Source organism: Pseudomonas sp. Pseu.R1 (genome assembly GCF_045764065.1).
Taxonomy (GTDB): Bacteria; Pseudomonadota; Gammaproteobacteria; order Pseudomonadales; family Pseudomonadaceae; genus Aquipseudomonas.
The window spans coordinates 4,925,500-4,948,242 of the sequence record NZ_JBJGEE020000001.1; the positions used below are offsets into that span (position 1 = coordinate 4,925,500).

Annotated in this window: 19 protein-coding genes; all 19 read left to right on the top strand. The window is 59.0% G+C overall.

Annotation, left to right across the window (positions count from 1 at the left end; genetic code table 11):
- Positions 1 to 105: 105 nt before the first annotated feature.
- Positions 106 to 843, top strand: a complete 738-nt coding sequence (gene rpsB, locus ACI5GA_RS22410) for a 30S ribosomal protein S2 (RefSeq protein WP_108235765.1) — start codon at positions 106 to 108, stop codon at positions 841 to 843.
- Between the two features lie 183 nt (positions 844 to 1,026).
- Positions 1,027 to 1,893 carry a translation elongation factor Ts gene (gene tsf / locus ACI5GA_RS22415; protein ID WP_400596905.1) on the top strand — a complete coding sequence of 289 codons (867 nt, stop codon included), beginning with the start codon at positions 1,027 to 1,029 and terminating at the stop codon, positions 1,891 to 1,893.
- A gap of 202 nt (positions 1,894 to 2,095) precedes the next feature.
- On the top strand, positions 2,096 to 2,839 hold the full coding sequence (gene pyrH / locus ACI5GA_RS22420; RefSeq protein ID WP_019692086.1) for a UMP kinase: 744 nt from the start codon (positions 2,096 to 2,098) through the stop codon (positions 2,837 to 2,839).
- Positions 2,836 to 3,393: a ribosome recycling factor gene (gene frr / locus ACI5GA_RS22425; RefSeq protein ID WP_404637509.1), complete on the top strand. Its 558-nt coding sequence runs from the start codon at positions 2,836 to 2,838 to the stop codon at positions 3,391 to 3,393. The genes pyrH and frr overlap by 4 nt, the downstream gene beginning before the upstream one ends.
- A 16-nt stretch (positions 3,394 to 3,409) precedes the next feature.
- Positions 3,410 to 4,165, top strand: coding sequence for a polyprenyl diphosphate synthase (uppS, locus tag ACI5GA_RS22430; RefSeq protein ID WP_404637511.1), 756 nt, complete (start codon positions 3,410 to 3,412; stop codon positions 4,163 to 4,165).
- Positions 4,165 to 4,983 (top strand): phosphatidate cytidylyltransferase, encoded by an 819-nt coding sequence (locus ACI5GA_RS22435; RefSeq protein ID WP_421424297.1) that lies wholly within the window; start codon positions 4,165 to 4,167, stop codon positions 4,981 to 4,983. The genes uppS and ACI5GA_RS22435 overlap by 1 nt, the downstream gene beginning before the upstream one ends.
- Positions 4,980 to 6,170, top strand: a complete 1,191-nt coding sequence (gene ispC, locus ACI5GA_RS22440) for a 1-deoxy-D-xylulose-5-phosphate reductoisomerase (RefSeq protein WP_404637515.1) — start codon at positions 4,980 to 4,982, stop codon at positions 6,168 to 6,170. Before ACI5GA_RS22435 ends, ispC begins: the two co-directional genes overlap by 4 nt.
- A 93-nt stretch (positions 6,171 to 6,263) precedes the next feature.
- Positions 6,264 to 7,616: a sigma E protease regulator RseP gene (rseP, locus tag ACI5GA_RS22445; protein ID WP_404637517.1), complete on the top strand. Its 1,353-nt coding sequence runs from the start codon at positions 6,264 to 6,266 to the stop codon at positions 7,614 to 7,616.
- 75 nt (positions 7,617 to 7,691) lie between these two features.
- Positions 7,692 to 10,067 carry an outer membrane protein assembly factor BamA gene (gene bamA, locus ACI5GA_RS22450; RefSeq protein ID WP_421424299.1) on the top strand — a complete coding sequence of 792 codons (2,376 nt, stop codon included), beginning with the start codon at positions 7,692 to 7,694 and terminating at the stop codon, positions 10,065 to 10,067.
- A 45-nt stretch (positions 10,068 to 10,112) separates the two neighbouring features.
- Positions 10,113 to 10,616, top strand: coding sequence for an OmpH family outer membrane protein (locus tag ACI5GA_RS22455; RefSeq protein ID WP_108235756.1), 504 nt, complete (start codon positions 10,113 to 10,115; stop codon positions 10,614 to 10,616).
- Between the two features lie 4 nt (positions 10,617 to 10,620).
- Positions 10,621 to 11,676 (top strand): UDP-3-O-(3-hydroxymyristoyl)glucosamine N-acyltransferase, encoded by a 1,056-nt coding sequence (lpxD, locus tag ACI5GA_RS22460; protein WP_421424301.1) that lies wholly within the window; start codon positions 10,621 to 10,623, stop codon positions 11,674 to 11,676.
- Between the two features lie 112 nt (positions 11,677 to 11,788).
- Complete coding sequence (gene fabZ / locus ACI5GA_RS22465; RefSeq protein ID WP_279893329.1) at positions 11,789 to 12,229, top strand: 3-hydroxyacyl-ACP dehydratase FabZ; 441 nt, start codon at positions 11,789 to 11,791, stop codon at positions 12,227 to 12,229.
- Entirely contained in the window at positions 12,226 to 13,002 is a 777-nt protein-coding gene (lpxA, locus tag ACI5GA_RS22470) for an acyl-ACP--UDP-N-acetylglucosamine O-acyltransferase (RefSeq protein ID WP_404637524.1), read from the top strand. Before fabZ ends, lpxA begins: the two co-directional genes overlap by 4 nt.
- A 2-nt stretch (positions 13,003 to 13,004) precedes the next feature.
- Complete coding sequence (gene lpxB, locus ACI5GA_RS22475; RefSeq protein WP_421424303.1) at positions 13,005 to 14,141, top strand: lipid-A-disaccharide synthase; 1,137 nt, start codon at positions 13,005 to 13,007, stop codon at positions 14,139 to 14,141.
- Positions 14,142 to 14,152: 11 nt separating this feature from the next.
- On the top strand, positions 14,153 to 14,794 hold the full coding sequence (gene rnhB / locus ACI5GA_RS22480) for a ribonuclease HII (protein ID WP_421424304.1): 642 nt from the start codon (positions 14,153 to 14,155) through the stop codon (positions 14,792 to 14,794).
- Positions 14,795 to 14,866: 72 nt separating this feature from the next.
- Complete coding sequence (dnaE, locus tag ACI5GA_RS22485) at positions 14,867 to 18,388, top strand: DNA polymerase III subunit alpha (RefSeq protein WP_421424305.1); 3,522 nt, start codon at positions 14,867 to 14,869, stop codon at positions 18,386 to 18,388.
- Between the two features lie 113 nt (positions 18,389 to 18,501).
- Entirely contained in the window at positions 18,502 to 19,449 is a 948-nt protein-coding gene (gene accA, locus ACI5GA_RS22490; protein WP_404637532.1) for an acetyl-CoA carboxylase carboxyl transferase subunit alpha, read from the top strand.
- A gap of 48 nt (positions 19,450 to 19,497) precedes the next feature.
- Entirely contained in the window at positions 19,498 to 20,835 is a 1,338-nt protein-coding gene (gene tilS, locus ACI5GA_RS22495) for a tRNA lysidine(34) synthetase TilS (protein WP_421424307.1), read from the top strand.
- A 268-nt stretch (positions 20,836 to 21,103) separates the two neighbouring features.
- Complete coding sequence (locus ACI5GA_RS22500) at positions 21,104 to 22,735, top strand: CTP synthase (RefSeq protein ID WP_421424308.1); 1,632 nt, start codon at positions 21,104 to 21,106, stop codon at positions 22,733 to 22,735.
- The last annotated feature ends 8 nt before the right edge of the window (positions 22,736 to 22,743 follow it).

Here is a 22,743-nt window from a genome sequence, read left to right on the forward strand (position 1 = left end):
AACCCCACACACGTGTCGACACGATGACCTGGGTGCCCTCGGCTCTTGCCGCTGGTTGGTCATTGGGATACGTGGAGGCCTAACCCGACTTATCAAGGAACTATCATGTCCCAAGTCAACATGCGCGATATGCTGAAGGCCGGTGTGCACTTCGGCCACCAGACCCGTTACTGGAACCCGAAAATGGGCAAGTACATTTTCGGCGCGCGTAACAAGATCCACATCATCAACCTTGAAAAAACCCTGCCAATGTTCAACGACGCGCTGACGTTCGTAGAGCGTCTGGCTCAGGGCAAAAACAAGATTCTGTTCGTCGGCACCAAGCGTTCCGCTGGCAAGATCGTTGCTGAAGAAGCAGCACGTTGCGGTTCGCCGTACGTCGATCACCGCTGGTTGGGCGGCATGCTGACCAACTTCAAAACCATTCGTGCTTCGATCAAGCGTCTGCGCGAGCTGGAAGTTCAGTCTGAAGACGGCACCTTCGCCAAGCTGACCAAGAAAGAGGCGCTGATGCGCACTCGCGATCTGGAAAAACTGGATCGCAGCCTGGGCGGTATCAAGGACATGGGCGGTCTGCCAGACGCACTGTTCGTCATCGACGTCGATCACGAGCGCATCGCGATCACCGAAGCCAACAAGCTGGGCATTCCGGTCATCGGCGTTGTCGATACCAACAGCAGCCCGGAAGGCGTTGACTACATCATTCCAGGTAACGATGACGCCATTCGCGCCATCCAGCTGTACATGGGTTCGATGGCTGACGCCGTTATCCGTGGCCGCAACAATGTTGCTGGCGGCACCGAAGTTTACGCTGAAGAAGCGGCTGTACCTGCTGCCGAGTAATTGACGCTTAGCGTTCACTCGGTACGCAAAAAGGGGGCTAAGCCCCCTTTTTGCCACCTCGAAAACCATTTGGCGTTGCCATCGATCTGATTGTCATGCGCAACTGTCACCATGGTTTTTCAAGAATTGTACGCCCGCTCGGCGGGTGGAATGGTTGAAGACCTATCCAAAGAGGATTTTGAAATGGCAGAGATTACTGCAGCGTTGGTCAAAGAACTGCGCGAGCGTACCGGCGAAGGCATGATGGACTGCAAGAAGGCCTTGACCAAGGCTGGCGGCGACATCGAAAAAGCCATTGACGATATGCGTGCATCGGGCGCCATCAAGGCTGCCAAGAAAGCAGGCAACGTGGCTGCTGAAGGTTCCATCGGCGTCAAGAGCGATGGCAAGGTTGCCGTTCTGGTTGAGGTCAACTCTCAGACCGACTTCCTGGCTCTGCAGGACGACTTCAAGGCATTCGTCGCTGCCAGCGTCGAAAAAGCATTCGCTGACAAGCTGACCACCGTTGAGCCGCTGATCGAAGCGCAAGAGCCTGCTCGTCTGGCTCTGGTTGCCAAAACCGGCGAAAACGTCAACATCCGTCGTCTGGCCCGTATCGAGGGTGACGTTCTGGGTGCTTACCTGCACGGCAACAAGATTGGTGTAGTTGTCGCTCTGAAAGGCGGCGACAGCGAGCTGGCCAAGAACATCGCGATGCACGTTGCTGCCAGCAACCCTGAGTTCCTGAAGCCGGAAGAAATCTCCGCCGAAGCGATCGAGCGCGAGAAGGGCGTCTTCCTGCAATTGAACGAAGAAAAGCTGAAGGGCAAGCCTGCTGACATCGCCGAGAAGATGGTTGCTGGCCGTATCGCCAAGTTCAAGGCTGAAGCCAGCCTGGTTGAGCAGGCGTTCGTCATGAACCCTGAAGTCACCGTTGGTGCTCTGGCCAAGAAAGCCGGTGCTGAAATCGTTTCCTTCACCTACTTCAAAGTCGGCGAAGGCATCGAGAAGCCAGTTGACAACTTCGCTGAAGAAGTTGCCGCTCAAGTGGCTGCTGCCAGCAAGCAATAAGACGGTTTTTCAACTGTCGACCAAAGAGGCTGCCCGCTCACGCGCGCAGCCTCTTTTTCAAAACGGCTGCACGAATTTGTTTTTTTCGGGCGGGTGGCCCACAAGGCTGCAACACCCCGAGTGAATAGCTAGAGTTAGCGCAGGCTGAAAACGGCCCGCCGCTCAGAAGATTTTTTTTCAAACGCCGCAGGAGAGATTCGCAATGGCTCAGCAGGGCAGTGGTTATCAAGCTCGCTATAAACGCATTCTACTCAAGCTTAGCGGCGAGGCCCTGATGGGGTCCGAAGAGTTCGGGATCGACCCTAAAGTGCTGGATCGCATGGCGCTGGAGGTGGGGCAACTGGTAGGGATAGGTGTACAGGTCGGTCTGGTGATCGGCGGTGGCAACCTGTTCCGCGGTGCTGCCCTTAGCGCTGCCGGTATGGATCGCGTTACGGGTGATCACATGGGCATGCTGGCGACCGTGATGAACGCCCTGGCGATGCGTGATGCGCTGGAGCGGGCCAACATCTCGGCCATCGTGATGTCGGCTATTTCCATGGTGGGCGTGACGGATCACTATGATCGTCGCAAGGCCATGCGTCATCTGAACGCCAAGGAAGTGGTGATTTTCGCGGCGGGCACCGGTAACCCGTTCTTCACCACCGACTCGGCCGCTTGCCTGCGCGCCATCGAAATCGATGCCGACGTCGTATTGAAGGCAACCAAGGTCGATGGTGTGTACACTGCCGATCCATTCAAGGACCCGCATGCCGAGAAGTTCGATCATCTTACTTATGATGAAGTGCTGGATCGCAAGCTGGGTGTAATGGATCTGACGGCCATTTGTCTGTGCCGTGACCACAAGATGCCGCTGCGTGTCTTTAACATGAATAAACCCGGCGCCCTGCTGAACATCGTGCATGGCGGCGCGGAAGGAACCTTGATCGAGGAAGGCGAACAATGATCAACGACATCAAGAAAGACGCTAAAGAGCGCATGCAGAAATCCCTGGAATCCCTGCACCACGCATTCGGCCAGATTCGTACTGGCAAGGCGCACCCTAGCGTGCTGGGAACCGTAATGGTTCCTTACTACGGTGCGGACACGCCGCTGACCGGCGTTGCCAACGTCACCGTGAAAGACTCTCGTACGCTGCAAGTTGTCCCGTTCGAGCGCAACATGCTGGGGGCGATCGACAAGGCCATCGCCAGTGCTGGACTGAATCTGAACCCGACCAACCTGGGAGAGCTGCTGCTGGTCAACATGCCGCCGCTGACTGAAGAGACCCGCAAGGGCTTCACCAAGCAGGCGCGCAGTGCTGCCGAAGACGCTCGCGTCGCAGTGCGCAACATTCGTCGTGACGCCATGGGTGACCTGAAGAAACTGGTCAAGGACAAGGAAATCAGCGAAGACGAAGAGCGTCGCGCCAGCGCTGATATCGACAAGCTGATCAAGGACTTCGAGGCTCAGATCACCAAGGCCACGGATGACAAAGAAGCGGACCTGATGGCCGTTTAAGGGTCGGGAAGCTTTCATGGAAAAGACAAAGCTGGCTGTGCCGTCGTCGGTACCGCGCCATGTCGCGATCATCATGGATGGAAACAATCGCTGGGCGAAGAAGCGTCTGTTACCAGGTGTGGCGGGTCACAAGGCTGGGGTGGATGCTGTTCGGGCAGTGATTGAAGTGTGTGCCGAGGCCGGGGTCGAGGTGCTGACGCTGTTCGCCTTCTCCAGTGAGAACTGGCAGCGCCCTGCGGAAGAGGTCGGGGCGTTGATGGAGTTGTTCTTCACCGCCCTGCGTCGGGAGACCCGGCGCTTGAACGAGAACGGCATCAGCTTGCGCATCATTGGTGACCGTTCGCGCTTTCATCCGGAACTTCAGGCCGCGATTCGCGAAGCTGAGGCCTCTACCGCCGGTAATAGTCGCTTTGTCCTGCAGATCGCCGCCAATTACGGCGGTCAGTGGGATATTGCTCAAGCGGCGCAGCGTTTGGCGCGTGAGGTTCAGGCCGGGCATTTGCGCCCGGAAGACATTACGCCCGAGTTGTTGCAAACCTGTCTTGCGACCGGTGATCTGCCGCTACCCGACCTGTGCATTCGTACCGGGGGGGAGCATCGCATCAGCAACTTTCTGCTGTGGCAGCTCGCTTATGCCGAGCTGTATTTCTCCGACCTGTTCTGGCCGGACTTCAAACACGATGCCATGCGCCATGCGCTGGCCGATTTCGCTTCGCGCCAGCGCCGCTTTGGTAAGACCAGCGAGCAGGTGGAAGCCGGAGCCCGTGCTTAATGCTCAAACAACGAATCATTACGGCGTTGATTCTCGCGCCTCTGGCGCTGTGCGGTTTTTTTCTGCTTGAAGGCGGTTACTTCGCACTGTTCATTGGCGCTGTCGTTGCCCTGGGTGCCTGGGAATGGGCACGTCTCGCCGGTTTTGAAAGCCAGTCCATTCGTGTGGTGTATGCCGCTGCGGTGGCGGTGCTGCTTTTTCTGCTCTACCTGTTGCCGGGCCTCGCACCGTGGCTACTGGTCGCGGCACTGCTCTGGTGGCTGGCAGCGACCTGGCTGGTCTTGACCTACCCGGAATCGAGCGAGCATTGGTCCAGCGTGCTGTGCAAGTTGGTCATCGGTTTGCTGATTCTGCTGCCTGCCTGGCAAGGGCTGATTCTCATCAAGCTTTCGCCATCGGGTAACTGGCTGATCCTCGCTGTCATGGTTCTGGTTTGGGGGGCAGACATCGGTGCCTATTTCTCCGGAAAGGCATTCGGCAAGCGAAAGCTGGCGCCGAAAGTCAGTCCGGGAAAAAGCTGGGAAGGTCTTTACGGTGGTCTGGCGGCGTGCCTGTTGATCACACTGGCGGTGGGGATCGGTCGTGGTTGGGCGGTTTCCGAAATCATCTTTGCGCTGGTGTGTGCCGCCATCGTGGTGCTGGTGTCTGTTGTGGGTGACCTCACAGAGAGCATGTTCAAGCGCAAGTCCGGCGTGAAGGACAGCAGTAACCTGTTGCCCGGGCATGGCGGCGTACTGGACCGCATCGACAGTCTGACCGCTGCGATCCCGGTGTTCGCGCTGCTGCTGTGGGCAGCCAAAGATTGGGGCTTAATGTGAGCAAGCCTCAACACATCACGGTGCTCGGCGCCACCGGCTCCATTGGCCTTAGTACCCTTGACGTCATTGCCCGTCACCCCGCGCGCTACAAGGTGTTCGCGCTGACGGGTTATACACGGCTGAAGGAGTTGCTGGCGCTGTGCGTGCGGCACACTCCGCAGTTCGCGGTGGTGCCAACGACGCTGGCCGCACGGCAGTTGCAGGACGACCTGCGCGCTGCGGGGCTTGATACGCGGGTTTTGGTAGGGGAGGGTGGCCTTTGTGAAGTGTCTGCCCATCCGCAAGTCGATACTGTTCTGGCCGCGATCGTAGGTGCTGCTGGCTTGAGGCCTACGCTCGCCGCCGTTGAAGCGGGCAAGAAGGTACTGCTGGCCAACAAGGAAGCGTTGGTCATGTCTGGCGCGCTGTTCATGCAAGCGGTTCAGCGCAGCGGGACCGTTTTGTTGCCGCTGGATAGCGAGCACAACGCTATTTTTCAATGCCTGCCCGGCAACTACGCCAAGGGCCTCGACGCCGTGGGCGTGCGCCGGGTGTTGCTGACCGCGTCCGGTGGTCCGTTTCGGGAAACGCCGCTTTCGGAGCTGGAGCATGTCTCCCCCGAGCAAGCCTGCGCGCATCCAAACTGGTCCATGGGTCGCAAGATTTCCGTGGATTCAGCCAGCATGATGAACAAGGGGCTTGAGCTGATCGAGGCTTGCTGGCTGTTCGATTGTGCGCCGGCTCGTATTGAAGTCGTGGTCCACCCTCAGAGCGTCATCCACTCGATGGTGGATTATGTGGACGGTTCGGTGCTGGCTCAGTTGGGCAATCCCGACATGCGTACTCCCATTGCCCACGCACTGGCCTGGCCTGAGCGAATTGATTCGGGCGTTGCGCCTCTGGATCTGTTCAGCATTGCGCGGCTGGATTTTCAGGCGCCGGACGAAGTGCGCTTCCCTTGCCTGCGTCTGGCACGGCAAGCTGCGGAGGCAGGGGGCAGTGCTCCGGCCATGCTGAACGCGGTCAATGAGGTCGCGGTGGCGGCGTTTCTTGATCGACGCATTCGTTTTCCGGAAATCGCGAGTATGATCGACGAAGTCTTGAATGCGGAGCCGATCATGGCGATGGGCGAGCTGGAGACGGTGTTCCAAGTCGACGCCAGGGCGCGAAGCCTGGCTGAGCAGTGGCTCGCGCGAAATGATCGATAGGCGACATGTGTCACACGATGCAGGTGTGTCGGCGGGGGTGGGTGCTCAAGCAATACCTGCCCGCAGCGCCGGACCGATACCCGGAGAACTGCGATGAGCGCGCTTTACATGATTGTCGGCACCCTGATTGCGTTGGGCGTGCTGGTGACGTTTCACGAATTTGGCCACTTCTGGGTGGCCCGGCGTTGCGGCGTAAAAGTGCTGCGCTTCTCGGTGGGCTTCGGCATGCCGCTGCTGCGCTGGCATGACCGTAAGGGAACCGAATATGTCGTAGCTGCCATTCCGCTGGGTGGCTACGTGAAAATGCTCGACGAGCGCGAAGGCGATGTGCCTGCTCACCTCGTCGATCAGGCGTTCAATCGCAAAACCGTGTATCAGCGTATCGCCATTGTCATCGCTGGCCCGGTTGCAAACTTTTTGCTGGCCATCGCATTCTTCTGGGTGCTGGCCATGCTGGGCAGTCAGCAGCTTCGCCCTGTCATCGGTGGCGTGGAGGCGGGGAGCATTGCAGAAAAGGCGGGCCTCGTTTCCGGCCAGGAAATTGTTTCCATTGATGGCGAAACCACCACGGGCTGGGCAGCGGTCAATTTGCAGCTGGTTCGTCGTCTGGGGGAGACCGGCAGCATCGCCTTGAAGGTCCGCGACAAGGGCTCTGACGTCGATATGCCGCGCACATTGGTTCTGGATAACTGGCTCAAAGGCGCCGATGAGCCAGATCCGATTCATTCGCTGGGGATTCGTCCGTGGCGCCCGGCCTTGTTGCCTGTTCTGGCAGAACTTGACCCCAAAGGCCCGGCCCAGGCGGCAGGCTTGAAGACCGGAGATCGTCTGCTGACGCTCAATGGGCAATCGGTCGAGGAGTGGCAGCAGGTCGTCGATTGGGTTCGTGTCCGTCCTGATACCAAGATCACACTCGGTGTCGAGCGTGACGGTGCGACAATCGAGGTCCCGGTCACGCTCGCGGTTCGCGGTGAGGGCAAAGCGGCAACGGGGTACTTGGGGGCTGGTGTCAAAGCCGTTGACTGGCCGCCGGAGATGCTTCGCGAAGTCAGCTACGGGCCTGTGGCTGCTGTTGCAGAAGGGGCTCGTCGTACCTGGACGATGAGCGTGCTGACCCTCGATTCGCTGAAGAAAATGCTGTTCGGCGAGCTCTCGGTAAAAAACTTGAGCGGACCGATAACCATTGCTAAAGTGGCGGGCGCTTCGGCCCAGTCAGGTGTTGGTGACTTCTTGAATTTCCTCGCTTATCTGAGCATAAGCCTGGGGGTTCTCAATTTGCTGCCCATTCCAGTGTTGGACGGGGGGCACTTGCTGTTTTATCTGATCGAGTGGGCGCGTGGTCGTCCGCTGTCGGAAAAGGTTCAGGGCTGGGGGGTTCAGATCGGAGTCAGTCTGGTGGTCGGAGTCATGTTACTCGCACTGGTCAACGATCTGGGACGACTGTAAAAGCTACGCCGAATTGTGAATCTGCCGCATTTTGCGGCAGTTTGTTTATTGCCAGTTGGAATAAGAAAGGACTTCATGAAACGTCTGCTGCTAACTGCGGTTCTTGCCGTACTGATGATCGCCGAAGTTCACGCCGAGTCCTTCACTATCTCCGATATCCGTGTCAACGGGCTGCAGCGGGTGTCCGCAGGCAGCGTCTTTGGCGCGTTGCCGTTGAACGTGGGCGAACAGGCCGATGACGCACGCCTGGTCGAAGCCACGCGCGCGTTGTTCAAAACCGGTTTCTTCCAGGACATCCAGCTGGGCCGTGATGGCAACGTGCTGGTGATCACTGTCGTGGAACGTCCGTCGGTCGCGAGCATCGAGATCGAGGGCAACAAGGCAATCACCACTGAAGACCTGATGAAGGGCCTGAAGCAATCCGGTCTGGCTGAAGGCGAAATCTTCCAGCGTGCAACCCTTGAAGGCGTGCGTAACGAGCTGCAGCGTCAGTATGTCGCTCAGGGCCGCTATTCGGCAGAAGTCGCCACTGAAGTCGTTCCTCAGCCGCGTAACCGCGTTGGTCTGAAGATCAACATCAACGAAGGCGCAGTGGCCGCCATCCAGCACATCAACGTGGTCGGCAACTCGGTCTTCAAAGAAGAAGACCTGACCGACCTGTTCGAACTGAAGACCACCAACTGGCTCTCTTTCTTCAAGAACGACGACAAGTACGCCCGGGAAAAACTGTCCGGCGACCTGGAACGTCTGCGTTCCTACTACCTTGACCGTGGCTATATCAACATGGATATCGCCTCGACTCAGGTGTCGATCACCCCTGACAAGAAAAGCGTGTACATCACCGTCAACATTCATGAAGGCGAAAAATACACCGTCAAGTCGGTCAAGTTGAGTGGCGACCTGAAAGTGCCTGAAGATCAGGTCAACTCGCTGTTGCTGGTCAAACCGGGCCAGGTGTTCTCGCGCAAGGTCATGACCACTACTTCCGAGCTGATCACACGTCGTCTGGGTAACGAAGGCTATACCTTCGCCAACGTCAACGGCGTTCCGACCCCGAACGATGAAGACCATACCGTCGACATTCTGTTCGCTGTCGATCCGGGCAAGCGTGCCTACGTGAACCGCATCAACTTCCGTGGCAACACCAAGACCGCGGACGAAGTGTTGCGTCGCGAAATGCGTCAGATGGAAGGCGGTTGGGCCTCCACCTATCTGATTGACCAGTCCAAGACCCGTCTTGATCGTCTGGGCTTCTTCAAGGAAGTGAACGTTGAAACCCCGGCGGTGCCAGGCACCGACGATCAGGTTGACGTGAACTATGCCGTGGAAGAGCAGGCCTCCGGTTCGATCACCGCGAGCGTCGGTTTTGCACAGAGTGCCGGTCTGATCCTCGGCGGTTCGATCAGCCAGAACAACTTCCTGGGCACCGGTAACAAGGTCAGCATCGGCCTGACCAAAAGTGAATACCAGACCCGCTACAACTTCAGCTATGTCGATCCGTACTTCACGCCTGACGGTGTGAGCTTGGGTTACAGCGCGTTCTACCGCAAGACCAACTACGACGACCTCGATGTCGATATCGCCAGCTACTCGGTGGACAGCATCGGTGCCGGTATCAACATGGGTTACCCGATCAGCGAAACCTCGCGTTTGAACTTCGGTCTGTCGGTGCAGCGTGACGAGATCAACACCGGTACTTACACCGTTGACGAGATCTTCGACTTCCTGGAGAAGGAAGGCGACAGCTTCACCAACTTCAAGGCATCCGTGGGCTGGTCCGAGTCGACCCTGAACAAAGGCACCCTGCCAACTCGTGGTCATTCCCAAAGCCTGACGCTGGAAACCACCATTCCGGGCAGCGACCTGTCGTTCTACAAACTTGACTACCGTGGCCAGCTGTTCCATCCACTGACCACCAACACCACCCTGCGCCTGCACTCGGAGCTGGGCTATGGTGACGGTTTCGGTTCGACCTCCGGTCTGCCGTTCTATGAGAACTACTACGCAGGTGGTTTCAACTCGGTACGTGGCTTCAAGGACAGCACCTTGGGTCCTCGTAGTACACCAAGTAGCGGACGTAACCCGGGTACTTCCCAAGACCCGGATCAAGACCCGCTGCCGTTCGGTGGTAACGTGTTGATCACTGGCGGTGCCGAGATCCTGTTCCCGCTGCCGTTCATCAAGGACCAGCGTTCTCTGCGTACCTCGCTGTTCTGGGACGTGGGTAACGTGTTCAACACCAACTGTGGTAGCACCAAAACCACAGTCAACGGTGAAAAAGTTGAATGTAACGGCCCTGACCTGTCTGGCCTGGCCAGCTCGGTCGGTGTTGGCGTGACGTGGGTTACCGCTCTGGGTCCATTGAGCTTCGCACTGGCGATGCCGATCAAGAAGCCGGACGACAACACCGAAACCCAGGTCTTCCAATTCTCTCTCGGTCAGACCTTCTAAGGGTCTGATCACTGTCACGACAACGGATTCTGTAGGAGTTACAACGTGCGTAAGTTGACCCAATTGGCATTGCTGGCAACGGTTTTGGTTGCAGGCCCGGCATTCGCTGACATGAAAATCGCTGTCCTGAACTATCAGATGGCGCTGCTGGAATCGGATGCTGCCAAGAAGTATGCCGTTGACGCAGAAAAGAAATTCGGCCCGCAACTGACCAAGCTCAAAGCACTGGAAAGCAGCGCCAAGGGTATTCAGGATCGTCTGGTGGCGGGCGGCGACAAGATGGCTCAGCCTGAGCGCGAGAAGCTGGAGCTGGACTTCAAACAGAAAGCCCGTGACTTCCAGTTCCAGTCCAAGGAGCTGAACGAAGCCAAAGCCGTTGCTGACCGCGACATGCTCAAGCAACTGAAACCGAAGCTGGATCAGGCCGTTGAAGAAGTCATCAAGAAAGGCGGCTATGACCTGGTGTTCGAGCGCGGTGCCGTGATTGACGTCAAGCCACAATACGACGTCACTCGCCAGGTGATCGAGCGCATGAACCAGTTGAAGTAACTTCATGACTGCGACTACCACCCTCGGCCAGTTGGCCGAGTTCCTCGGGGCCACACTGCGTGGCCCGGCGGACAAGGAAATCACCGGACTCGCCACCTTGCAGGAGGCGGGCGCCGGGCAGGTCAGTTTTCTGGCCAACCCCCAATATCGAAAATTCCTCGCCACGACCCAGGCCGCTGCCGTACTACTCAAGCCAGCAGATGCTGAAGATTACGACGGCAATGCCTTGCTGATCGCCGATCCGTATCTGGCGTACGCGCGAATTTCCCACCTGTTCGACCCCAAGCCCAAGGCTGCGGCGGGTATTCACCCGACGGCGGTCGTCGCGCAGGATGCGTTCGTTGATCCGAGCGCCAGTGTCGGTCCCTACGTGGTCATTGAAAGCGGCGCGAAGATTGGTGCAGGCGTGACCCTCGGTGCGCAGTGCTACGTCGGTGCGCGCAGTGTCATTGGCGACGGCGGCTGGCTCGCACCTCGCGTGACGCTTTACCACGATGTGCGTATCGGTCAGCGTGTGGTGATCCAGTCCGGCGCGGTTCTGGGTGGCGAGGGCTTCGGTTTCGCCAACGAGAAGGGCGTCTGGCAGAAAATCGCTCAGATCGGCGGTGTGACCATTGGTGATGACGTGGAAATCGGCGTGAACACGGCCATCGACCGTGGTGCGATGGACGACACCCGTATCGGCAATGGCGTGAAGCTGGATAACCAGATTCAGATTGCGCACAACGTTCAAGTGGGCGATCACACGGCCATGGCGGCGTGTGTCGGCATTTCCGGCAGCACGAAAATCGGCAAGCACTGCATGCTCGCAGGCGGTGTCGGGCTGGTGGGGCATATCGATATTTGCGACGGAGTTTTCATCACCGGCATGACCATGGTGACCCATTCGATCACCGAGCCGGGTTCCTATTCCTCCGGCACGGCGATGCAGCCTGCTGCTGAGTGGCGCAAGAGCGCGGCCCGTATTCGTAAGCTCGATGGCATGTCGCGGCGGCTGCAGCAGCTGGAAAAGATTGTCGAGGCCGTGACCTCGGGCGGTAAAGCGTCATCTGATAGCTGATATTTTTTTCTTATCAAGCGTGTACAGCCGATAAACTGCCTCCTTGATTTGCTAGAGGAGTGCTGCGCGTTCGTCGCGCACTCCCATTCTTGACTACAGGCTTCCTCTCGAAATGATGGACATCAACGAAATCCGCGAATATCTGCCCCACCGTTACCCGTTCCTGCTCGTGGACCGTGTGGTGGCGCTGGATGTTGAGAACAAGAGCATTCGTGCCTATAAGAATGTCAGCATCAATGAGCCGTTCTTCAATGGGCACTTCCCGGCGCATCCGATCATGCCGGGTGTGTTGATTATCGAAGCCATGGCTCAGGCTGCCGGTATTCTGGGTTTCAAAATGCTTGACGTGAAACCTGCGGACGGCACTCTGTATTACTTCGTGGGCTCCGACAAGCTGCGTTTCCGCCAGCCAGTGTTGCCGGGCGACCAACTGATCCTTGAAGCCAAGTTCATCAGCTGCAAGCGTCAGATCTGGAAGTTCGAATGCCAGGCGTCGGTCGATGGCAAGCCGGTCTGCTCCGCTGAAATCATCTGTGCGGAACGCAAGCTATGAGTTTGATTGACCCTCGCGCGATCATCGATCCGACGGCCATTCTGGCCGACGATGTGGAGGTCGGCCCGTGGTCGATCGTCGGACCTGGTGTGGAAATTGGCGAGGGTACGGTGATTGGCCCGCACGTGATCCTGCGTGGCCCGACCAAAATCGGCAAACATAACCACATCTACCAGTTCTCCTCGGTAGGTGAGGACACGCCTGATCTCAAGTACAAGGGCGAAGCGACGCGCCTGGTCATTGGCGATCACAACGTGATTCGCGAAGGCGTGACGATTCATCGGGGCACCATTCAGGACCGCGCCGAGACCACCATTGGCGATCACAACCTGATCATGGCGTACGCCCACATCGGGCACGACAGCGTCATCGGCAATCACTGCATCCTGGTCAACAACACCGCGCTGGCTGGCCACGTTCATGTGGCGGACTGGGCGATCCTGTCCGGTTTCACTCTGGTTCACCAGTATTGTCACATCGGTGCTCACAGCTTTTCCGGCATGGGCACGGCAATCGGCAAGGACGTTCCGGCATTCGTGACCGTATTCGGCAACCCGGCCGAGGCGCGCAGCATGAACTTCGAAGGCATGCGCCGTCGCGGTTTTTCGGACGACTCGATCCACGCACTGCGTCGTGCCTACAAAACGGTTTATCGCCAGGGCCTCACCGTTGAGCAGGCGATTGTCGAGCTGGCCGAACCGGCTGCGCAGTTCCCGGAAGTCGCGCTGTTCCTTGAGTCCATTCAGAACTCGACTCGCGGCATTACTCGCTGACCATGGCGGCCTTGCGTATTGCGCTGGTCGCCGGGGAAGCCTCCGGCGACATTCTCGGTTCCGGGCTTATGCGTGCGATTAAAGCTCGCCATCCGGATGCGCAGTTCATCGGTGTGGGCGGTCCGCTCATGGAAGCCGAGGGCATGGACTCTTACTTCCCCATGGAACGTTTGTCGGTCATGGGGCTGGTGGAAGTGTTGGGCCGACTGAAAGAGTTGCTGGCGCGCCGCAAACTGCTGATCCAGACCCTGATCGGTGAAAAACCGGACGTGTTCATTGGCATCGATGCCCCGGATTTCACCCTCAATATCGAACTCAAACTGCGCCAGGCCGGTATCAAGACCGTTCATTACGTCAGTCCGTCCGTATGGGCGTGGCGACAGAAGCGGGTGCTGAAGATTCGCGAAGGGTGCGATCTGATGCTGACGCTGCTGCCGTTCGAGGCGCGTTTTTACGAAGAGAAAGGCGTTCCGGTGCGTTTTGTTGGGCATCCGCTGGCCGACACCATTCCTCTGGAAGCCGATCGTCAGGCGGCTCGCGCCGAACTGGGGTTGGGTGATGGCCCTGTGGTTGCTCTGATGCCAGGCAGTCGTGGCGGCGAAGTCGGACGCCTCGGCGCGTTGTTCTTCGATGCCGCTGAGCGTTTGCTCGCCGCGCGGCCTGAGTTGCGTTTCGTGCTGCCCTGTGCAAGCCCGCAACGTCGCGTGCAGATCGAACAGCTCCTGCAAGGACGCCAACTCCCACTGACCTTGCTCGATGGCCGTTCTCATGTGGCACTGGCCGCTTGCGATGCCGTTCTGATCGCCTCGGGCACGGCCACGCTGGAAGCCCTGTTGTACAAGCGACCGATGGTGGTGGCCTATCGTCTGGCGCCACTGACCTACTGGATCCTCAAGCGGATGGTGAAAAGTCCGTATGTGTCTCTGCCGAATCTGTTGGCCCAGCGACTGCTGGTCCCGGAACTTCTGCAGGACGCGGCGACCCCCGATGCCCTGGCACACACCCTGCTGCCGTTGCTCGACAACGGCGCGGAACAGACAGCAGGCTTTGATGCCATTCACCGTACCTTGCGACGCGACGCCTCCAATCAAGCCGCTGATGCGGTATTGAGCCTGATTGGCGCTTCGCCTTCACAATGAGCCTTCAATCAATGCAAATGGGTCTGGACTTCAACCTGGTCGAGGATCTGGTCGCCGGTGTCGACGAAGTGGGCCGTGGCCCGCTCTGTGGCGCGGTGGTGACCGCTGCGGTGATTCTCGATCCCAATCGTCCCATTCTGGGGCTGAACGATTCGAAAAAGCTCACCGAAGCCAAGCGCGAAAAGCTGTTCGACGAGATATGTGAAAAGGCCCTGTGCTGGCACATCGCGCGGGCAGAGGTCGACGAAATCGATGAGCTGAACATCCTGCACGCCACCATGCTGGCCATGAAGCGTGCGGTCGAGGGCCTGATCATCACGCCCAAACTGGTGCTGATCGATGGCAACCGTTGCCCCCAACTGTCGGTGCCCTGCGCGCCGGTGGTTCAGGGCGACGCCAAGGTGCCTGCCATTGCGGCGGCCTCGATTCTGGCGAAAGTCACCCGCGATCGGGAAATGGCAGCGATGGAGTTGACCTATCCGGGCTATGGCATGGCTGGGCACAAGGGTTATCCGACCGCCGTTCATCTGGAAGCGTTGGCACGGCTGGGGCCTACCCCGATTCATCGTCGTTCTTTCGGCCCCGTCCGGGCGGCTTATGAAGCGCGGGAACTCATGGTGTCCACTGGATTCTCGTCGTTACCGATCAGCTGAATCGCGGGCTGATGTTTTTTTGAGAGGCCGGTACAATCCGGCCTTTGTTTTCTGTGCGCCATAGGATCACCCATGTCGGCTTCTTTCGTTCATCTGCGCATGCACACCGAATATTCTCTGGTCGATGGCCTGGTTCGGGTGAAACCCCTGGTCAAGGCGCTGACCGGGATGAACATGCCTGCGGTGGCAGTGACCGATCAGAACAACCTGTGCTCGCTGGTCAAGTTCTACAAGGCTGCGATGGGCGCGGGCATCAAGCCGATCTGTGGCGCCGACATCTGGCTGGCGGGTCGCGGCAAGGACGCGCCGCTCAGCCGCATGAGCCTGCTGGTGATGAATCCCAAAGGCTACCTGAACCTGACCGAGTTAATTTCCCGGGGCTTCATGACCGGCCAGCGCAACGGCCTGGTCATCATCGAGCGCGATTGGGTGGCCGAGGCGAACGAGGGGCTGATTGCGCTCTCCGCTGCGAAAGAAGGCGAAATCGGCATGGCCTTGTTGGGCGGCGATCCAGCGGAAGCTGACGAACTGCTCAAGGAGTGGGTGTCGGTGTTTGGGGATCGGTTCTACATCGAGATCCAGCGCACCAACCGCGTCAACGACGAGGAACATCTGCACGCCGCTGTCGCATTGGCAGACCGTCACGGTGTGCCGTTGGTAGCGACCAACGATGTGCGTTTTATCAAACAGGAAGACTTCGAAGCCCACGAAACGCGTGTGTGCATCGGGGAGGGCCGGGCGCTGGACGATCCGCGCCGCTCGAAAAATTACAGCGACCAGCAGTACCTGAAAAGCGCCGATGAAATGATCGAGCTGTTCAGCGATTTGCCCGATGCGGTGCAGAACACCGTCGAGATCGCCAAGCGTTGCAACATCGATGTGCGTCTGGGCAAGCACTTCCTGCCCAATTTCCCGATCCCCGATGGTCTGACCATCGACGAATATTTCCGCAAGGTGTCCTTCGAAGGGCTTGAAGAGCGCTTGGCGGTGCTGTGGCCGAAAGACACCACGCCCAACTATGAAGCCAAGCGTCAGGTCTACGTCGACCGGCTGAATTTCGAACTGGATATCATCATCCAGATGGGGTTCCCCGGTTACTTCCTCATCGTTATGGACTTCATTCAGTGGGCCAAGAACAACGGTGTGCCGGTGGGGCCGGGCCGGGGTTCGGGTGCCGGGTCGCTGGTCGCGTATGTGCAGAAAATTACCGACCTCGATCCGCTGGCCTATGACCTGCTGTTCGAACGTTTCCTTAACCCGGAGCGGGTTTCCATGCCCGACTTCGACGTCGACTTTTGCATGGATGGTCGCGACCGCGTGATCGAGTACGTGGCCGACAAATATGGCCGCAACGCGGTGAGCCAGATCATCACCTTCGGTTCCATGGCCGCCAAGGCGGTGGTTCGGGACGTGGCGCGGGCGCAGGGTAAATCCTTCGGTTTGGCGGATCGTCTGTCCAAGATGATCCCGTTCGAAGTCGGCATGACCCTGGAAAAAGCCTACGAGCAGGAAGAGATCCTGCGCGACTTCCTCAAGACCGACGAAGAAGGTGCGGAAATCTGGGAGATGGCGCGCAAGCTGGAAGGCGTTGTGCGTAACGTCGGTAAGCACGCCGGTGGGGTGGTGATCGCGCCGACCAAGCTGACTGACTTTGCCGCGATTTACTGCGACGAAGAGGGTAGCGGTCTGGTGACCCAGTACGACAAGGACGATGTCGAGGCGGCGGGTCTGGTGAAGTTCGACTTCCTCGGCCTGCGGACGCTGACGATCATCGACTGGGCGATGAAAACCATCAACCGCGACCGCGCCAAGGCAGGCGAGGAGCCGTTGGACATTGCCTTCATCCCTCTGGACGACGCGCCGACCTACGATCTGCTGCAAAAGGCCGAAACCACGGCAGTGTTCCAGCTTGAATCCCGTGGCATGAAAGAGCTGATCAAAAAGCTCAAGCCCGACTGCCTGGAAGACCTCATCGCACTGGTGGCTCTGTTCCGCCCCGGTCCGTTGCAATCGGGCATGGTGGATGACTTCATCAACCGTAAGCACGGTCGCGCAGAGTTGGCTTATCCGCATCCGGATTACCAGTACGAAGGTCTGCAGCCGGTGTTGGCACCGACCTACGGCATCATCCTGTACCAAGAGCAGGTGATGCAGATCGCACAGGTCATGGCCGGTTACACCCTTGGTGGTGCAGACATGCTGCGTCGCGCCATGGGTAAAAAGAAACCCGAGGAAATGGCCAAACAGCGTGGCGGTTTCATCGAAGGCTGCGCCACGAACGGCATCGATGCCGATCTGGCCGGTAACATTTTCGACCTGGTGGAAAAGTTCGCCGGTTACGGTTTCAACAAATCCCACTCTGCGGCCTATGGCCTGGTGTCGTACCAGACCGCGTGGCTGAAGAAGCACTACCCGGCGCCGTTCATGGCGGCGGTGCTGTCAGCGGACATGCACAACACCGACAAGGTCGTGACCTTGATCGAAGAAGTGCGGACCATGAAGCTGCGCCTCGATGCGCCGGACGTGAACAACTCCGAATTCAAGTTCACGGTGAACGACGAAGGCCGCATCGTGTACGGTCTCGGCGCGATCAAGGGCGTGGGCGAGGGGCCGGTCGAGGCCATCACCGAAGCGCGCCAGGCCGGGCCGTTCAAGGATCTGTTCGATTTCTGTGAGCGCATCGACCTCAAACGCGTCAACAAACGGACCCTCGGCGGGTTGATCAGCAGTGGTGCGCTGGATCGTCTCGGCCCGTTTTTCTATGACGAGCCCAAGCAATATCACGCCAATATCGACCGCAATCGCGGCGTGTTGCTGGCTGCGCTGGAAGAGGCGATTCAAGCCGCCGAACAGACCGCGCGCAGCCACGACAGCGGTCACTCCGACCTGTTTGGTGGCCTGTTCGACGAGGCCGATGCCGATGTTTACGCGAACCATCGCAATGCCCGCGAGGTCACTCTCAAGGAGCGTTTGCGCGGGGAGAAAGAAACGCTGGGTCTTTATCTGACCGGGCACCCGATTGACGAATACGAAGGCGAGATTCGCCGCTTCGCGCGTCAGCGCATCGTTGATCTCAAGCCTGCGCGCGACACTCAGACCGTGGCCGGCCTGATCATCGCGTTGCGGGTGATGAAGAACAAAAAGGGCGACAAGATGGGCTTCATCACCCTGGACGACCGTTCAGGGCGCATCGAGGCGTCGTTGTTCGCCGACTCGTTCCAGGCCGCGCAATCGCTGTTGCAAACCGACGCGATGGTGGTCGTTGAAGGCGAGGTCAGTTCGGACGACTTCTCCGGAGGGCTGCGCCTGCGGGCCAAGCGGGTCATGAGTCTGGAAGAGGCGCGGACCGGCCTCGCTGAAAGTTTACGCCTGACCGTGCGTAGCGAAGCGCTCAAAGGCGATCGTCTACGCTGGCTGGGGGACCTGTGCAGGAAGCATCGGGGGGCGTGCCCGATCACGCTCGATTACACCGGGCAGGATGCCAGAGCGCTGCTGCAGTTTGGCGAAGCGTGGCGGATCGATCCCGCAGACAGCCTGATTCAGGCGCTGCGTGACCAGTTCGGACGAGAGAACGTCTTCCTGCAGTATCGTTGAAAGCCAACAGACGAATTTATTAAAACTCGACCGCAAGGCGCCTGCTCCTTTAAGGTATGGCGCTTACGGATCAACCGGCCGGCCTCTTGGCCGTCGACCCAAGACGGATGCCTATGAACCCGAATTTTCTGGATTTCGAACAGCCGATCGCTGACCTGCAAGCCAAAATTGAAGAGCTGCGTCTGGTGGGCAATGACAACTCGCTGAACATCAGCGACGAAATCTCTCGACTGCAAGATAAGAGCAAAACGCTCACCGAAAGCATTTTCGGCAACCTGACCAGTTGGCAGATCGCGCGGATGGCGCGTCACCCGCGTCGTCCGTACACGCTGGATTACATCGAACACATCTTCACCGAGTTCGACGAACTGCACGGCGACCGACACTTCTCTGATGACGCTGCCATCGTCGGTGGCATCGCCCGTCTGGACAATCAGCCTGTCATGGTGATCGGTCACCAGAAAGGCCGTGAAGTGCGTGAAAAGGTGCGTCGCAATTTTGGCATGCCTCGTCCTGAAGGCTATCGCAAAGCCTGCCGTCTGATGGAAATGGCCGAGCGCTTCAAGATGCCGATCGTGACCTTCATCGACACACCGGGCGCCTACCCGGGCATCGACGCTGAAGAGCGCAACCAGAGCGAAGCGATTGCCTGGAACCTGCGCGTCATGGCGCGCCTGAAGACTCCGATCATTGCCACAGTCATCGGAGAAGGCGGTTCGGGTGGTGCGCTGGCCATCGGTGTTTGCGATCAGTTAAACATGCTGCAGTACTCCACGTATGCGGTGATCTCGCCGGAAGGCTGTGCGTCGATTCTGTGGAAAACCGCCGAGAAGGCGCCGGATGCTGCTGAGGCCATGGGCATCACTGCCGAGCGCCTGAAAGGTCTGGGTATCGTTGACAAAGTGATCAGCGAGCCACTGGGTGGTGCGCACCGCGATCCGGCTGCGGCCTCCGCTTCGATTCGTGAAGCACTGAGCAGCCAGTTGGCCATGCTCAAGAAGTTCAGTCACGATGAACTGCTGGCGCGTCGTTACGAGCGTCTGATGAGTTACGGCGTCTAACCGGAGCCAGCTTTCGAGGTCCGGTGAGCCAGCGCGGGGTCTACCAGCATGAGCAAACCGGACCATTTCAAGAAAGAGCTCAACCAGCGGCTGCTGTCACGCCTTTCCCCTTGGCGTGACGCAACCGGTTGGTGCATTGCCTTCTCGGGTGGCCTTGATTCCACCGTCCTGCTGCACCTGCTTGCCGAACTGGCTCGGAGTCAGCGCATTCCTCCCTTAACTGCCATTCACGTCCATCACGGGTTGCAGGCCGTTGCCGCGTCGTGGCCGGGGCATTGCCGCCAGATGTGCCAGATTTTGGGTGTGCCATTGCAGGTCATCGACGTTCAGGTGCAGCCCGGCGCCAGCCTTGAACAGGCCGCGCGGGATGCCCGTTATGCGGCGTTCGAACACGCCTTGCCATCCGGTGCTGTGCTGTTGACGGCACAGCACCGCGACGATCAGGCCGAAACTCTGATGTTTCGCCTGTTGCGCGGTGCCGGAGTGCGCGGTTTGGCCGCGATGCCTGCGCAGCGAATTCTTGGCAACGGGCATGTGTTCCGCCCGCTGCTGGACGAGCCCCGTGCGTTGCTTGAACGTTATGCGCAGGAGGAAGGGCTGAGCTGGATTGAAGACCCGAGTAACAAGGACAGCCGTTTTTCCCGCAATTACCTGCGTAATCATGTCATGCCCCTGCTCACCGCCCGCTGGCCTCAGGCGACTGCCAGCATGACGCGCAGCGCCGCGCATTTGGCAGAAGCGCAAGGGTTGCTTGAAGAGCTGGCGGTGCAGGACCTGTCGCTCGCGGACACTCCCTGCTCATGGCCTTGGCTGAATCTGCCCTCGCTGGAGTTGGCCCCCTTGGAGGGGTTATCCCCCGCGCGCCAACGCAATGCGTTGCGACACTGGCTCGGCCCGCTGACCCGCCTGCCGGACAGCGATCATTGGGCCGGTTGGGATTCGCTGCGTGATGCAGGCCTGGAGGGACGTCCGATCTGGCGGCTGGCCGACGGGCAATTGCATAGGGCAGAGGGGCGCATCTGGTGGCTGTCGGGGATCTGGTTGAAAGACGTCGCCGGTTCGCAGCACTGGTCAACCGCGTCTCAGCCCCTGCACCTGCCGGGCAACGGGATGTTGCAGATTCTCGGAGATGTGCCTCGGGGCGGGCTTCACGTTCACTATCGTCAAGGCGGCGAAGTGCTCGATGTGCCGGACCGCGGTCGCCGCGACCTCAAGCGTCTACTCAACGAAAAAAGGGTGCCTGTGTTTTTGCGCGGCCGATTGCCGCTGCTCTATCGCGGCGAGCAATTGCTGGCGGTCGCCAATCTTCCCGGACTCGACGCAGACCCCCGTGGCGATTGGCGATTGCACTGGCAGCCACCGACGAATGACCACAGTTTGAGATGAGAGCCTGTTTCCGGTAGACTACGCTCCCTTCTTGATACAGCTTATGTCGGCCCTTTCGGAACGACACAAGTTGCCGATTACCAGCCAGTCTTTACTGGGCGATTCTCAAAATGTGGCGAGCAATGGACAGGTCCGTATACGGCCAGTCGCTTTCAACGCAGCAGTTTCAGGAATGCACTGTGAAACACGCAGGTCATCGGGGGCTTCGGCCTTCCTTCGCTTTCCCCGGCGGCTCTGACCGCTTTAACGCAGACTTCTAGGGTTTTTCATGACGCGCTACATCTTCGTCACGGGCGGTGTTGTTTCTTCATTGGGGAAAGGCATTGCCTCGGCTTCATTGGCGGCCATCCTGGAGGCGAGGGGACTTAAGGTCACCATGCTCAAGCTGGACCCCTACATCAACGTCGACCCGGGTACCATGAGCCCGTTCCAGCACGGTGAAGTGTTCGTCACCCACGACGGCGCCGAGACCGACCTGGACCTGGGTCACTACGAGCGTTTCATTCGCACCACCATGACCCAGAACAACAACTTCACCACTGGCCGTGTGTACGAACACGTCCTGCGCAAAGAGCGCCGTGGTGATTATCTGGGCGCGACCATCCAGGTGATCCCGCACATCACCGACGAAATCAAGCGTCGCATCATCAAGGGCGCCGGCGATGCTGACGTCGCACTGGTCGAAATCGGCGGCACCGTGGGCGACATCGAGTCGCAACCGTTCCTGGAAGCCATTCGCCAACTGCGCGTGGAAGTCGGTTCCAAGCGCGCGATGCTGATGCACCTGACGCTGGTTCCGTACATCGCCACCGCTGGCGAGACCAAGACCAAGCCCACTCAGCACTCGGTAAAAGAGCTGCGCTCCATCGGCCTGCAACCCGACGTGCTGATCTGCCGCTCCGACCATCCCGTGGATGTGTCGTCGCGTCGCAAGATCGCGCTGTTCACCAACGTCGAAGAGCGTGCGGTGATTTCGCTGGAAGACGTCGACACCATCTACAAGATCCCGGCTGTGCTGCATGCACAGGGTCTGGACGATTTCGTCGTCGAGCGTTTCGGCCTGCAATGCGGCGGCGCTGACCTTTCCGAGTGGGAGAAGGTCGTCGATGCCAAGCTCAACCCTGAGCACGAAGTCACCATCGCCATGGTCGGCAAGTACATGGAACTGCTGGACGCGTACAAGTCGCTGATCGAAGCGATGAGCCACGCAGGCATCACCAACCGCACCAAGGTCAACCTGCGTTACATCGATTCCGAAGACATCGAGAATCAGGGCACTGGCCTGCTGGAAGGCGTTGACGCGATTCTGGTGCCGGGCGGTTTCGGTCTGCGTGGCGTCGAAGGCAAGATCACAGCCGTTCAATACGCTCGTGAGAACAAGGTTCCATACCTGGGCATCTGCCTGGGCATGCAGGTGGCGGTCATCGAGTTCGCGCGTAACGTCGTGGGCTGGAAAGATGCCAACTCCACCGAGTTCGAGCGCAACAGTGCGCACCCGGTCGTGGGCCTGATCACCGAGTGGGCGGATGCCACCGGCGCGGTCGAAACCCGTACCGAAACCTCCGATCTGGGCGGCACCATGCGCCTTGGCGCGCAGGAATGCCAATTGGAGCGGGGTTCTCTGGTGCACGATTGCTACGGCAACGACACCATCGTCGAGCGTCACCGCCATCGCTACGAAGTGAACAACAACCTGCTGCCGCAACTGATCGAAGCCGGTCTGAAGGTTTCCGGTCGTTCCGGTGACGGCGCGCTGGTCGAAGTGGTCGAGTCGCTGGACCACCCATGGTTCGTGGCCTGCCAGTTCCACCCTGAGTTCACCTCCACGCCTCGCGACGGTCACCCGCTGTTCAGTGGCTTCGTCAAGGCAGCGCTCGCTCAACACCAAAAGAACGCCTGATCGGGAAT

Excerpts from the sequence above, each read along its gene's own strand:
- fabZ (WP_279893329.1), top strand. The coding sequence starts at position 11,789 with ATGATGGACATCAACGAAATCCGCGAATATCTGCCCCACCGTTACCCG.
- tilS (WP_421424307.1), top strand. The coding sequence starts at position 19,498 with ATGAGCAAACCGGACCATTTCAAGAAAGAGCTCAACCAGCGGCTGCTG.
- rpsB (WP_108235765.1), top strand. The coding sequence starts at position 106 with ATGTCCCAAGTCAACATGCGCGATATGCTGAAGGCCGGTGTGCACTTC.
- accA (WP_404637532.1), top strand. The coding sequence starts at position 18,502 with ATGAACCCGAATTTTCTGGATTTCGAACAGCCGATCGCTGACCTGCAA.
- rseP (WP_404637517.1), top strand. The coding sequence starts at position 6,264 with ATGAGCGCGCTTTACATGATTGTCGGCACCCTGATTGCGTTGGGCGTG.
- uppS (WP_404637511.1), top strand. The coding sequence starts at position 3,410 with ATGGAAAAGACAAAGCTGGCTGTGCCGTCGTCGGTACCGCGCCATGTC.
- pyrH (WP_019692086.1), top strand. The coding sequence starts at position 2,096 with ATGGCTCAGCAGGGCAGTGGTTATCAAGCTCGCTATAAACGCATTCTA.
- bamA (WP_421424299.1), top strand. The coding sequence starts at position 7,692 with ATGAAACGTCTGCTGCTAACTGCGGTTCTTGCCGTACTGATGATCGCC.
- lpxA (WP_404637524.1), top strand. The coding sequence starts at position 12,226 with ATGAGTTTGATTGACCCTCGCGCGATCATCGATCCGACGGCCATTCTG.
- dnaE (WP_421424305.1), top strand. The coding sequence starts at position 14,867 with ATGTCGGCTTCTTTCGTTCATCTGCGCATGCACACCGAATATTCTCTG.
- frr (WP_404637509.1), top strand. The coding sequence starts at position 2,836 with ATGATCAACGACATCAAGAAAGACGCTAAAGAGCGCATGCAGAAATCC.
- lpxD (WP_421424301.1), top strand. The coding sequence starts at position 10,621 with ATGACTGCGACTACCACCCTCGGCCAGTTGGCCGAGTTCCTCGGGGCC.
- rnhB (WP_421424304.1), top strand. The coding sequence starts at position 14,153 with ATGCAAATGGGTCTGGACTTCAACCTGGTCGAGGATCTGGTCGCCGGT.
- ACI5GA_RS22435 (WP_421424297.1), top strand. The coding sequence starts at position 4,165 with ATGCTCAAACAACGAATCATTACGGCGTTGATTCTCGCGCCTCTGGCG.
- ACI5GA_RS22500 (WP_421424308.1), top strand. The coding sequence starts at position 21,104 with ATGACGCGCTACATCTTCGTCACGGGCGGTGTTGTTTCTTCATTGGGG.
- lpxB (WP_421424303.1), top strand. The coding sequence starts at position 13,005 with ATGGCGGCCTTGCGTATTGCGCTGGTCGCCGGGGAAGCCTCCGGCGAC.
- tsf (WP_400596905.1), top strand. The coding sequence starts at position 1,027 with ATGGCAGAGATTACTGCAGCGTTGGTCAAAGAACTGCGCGAGCGTACC.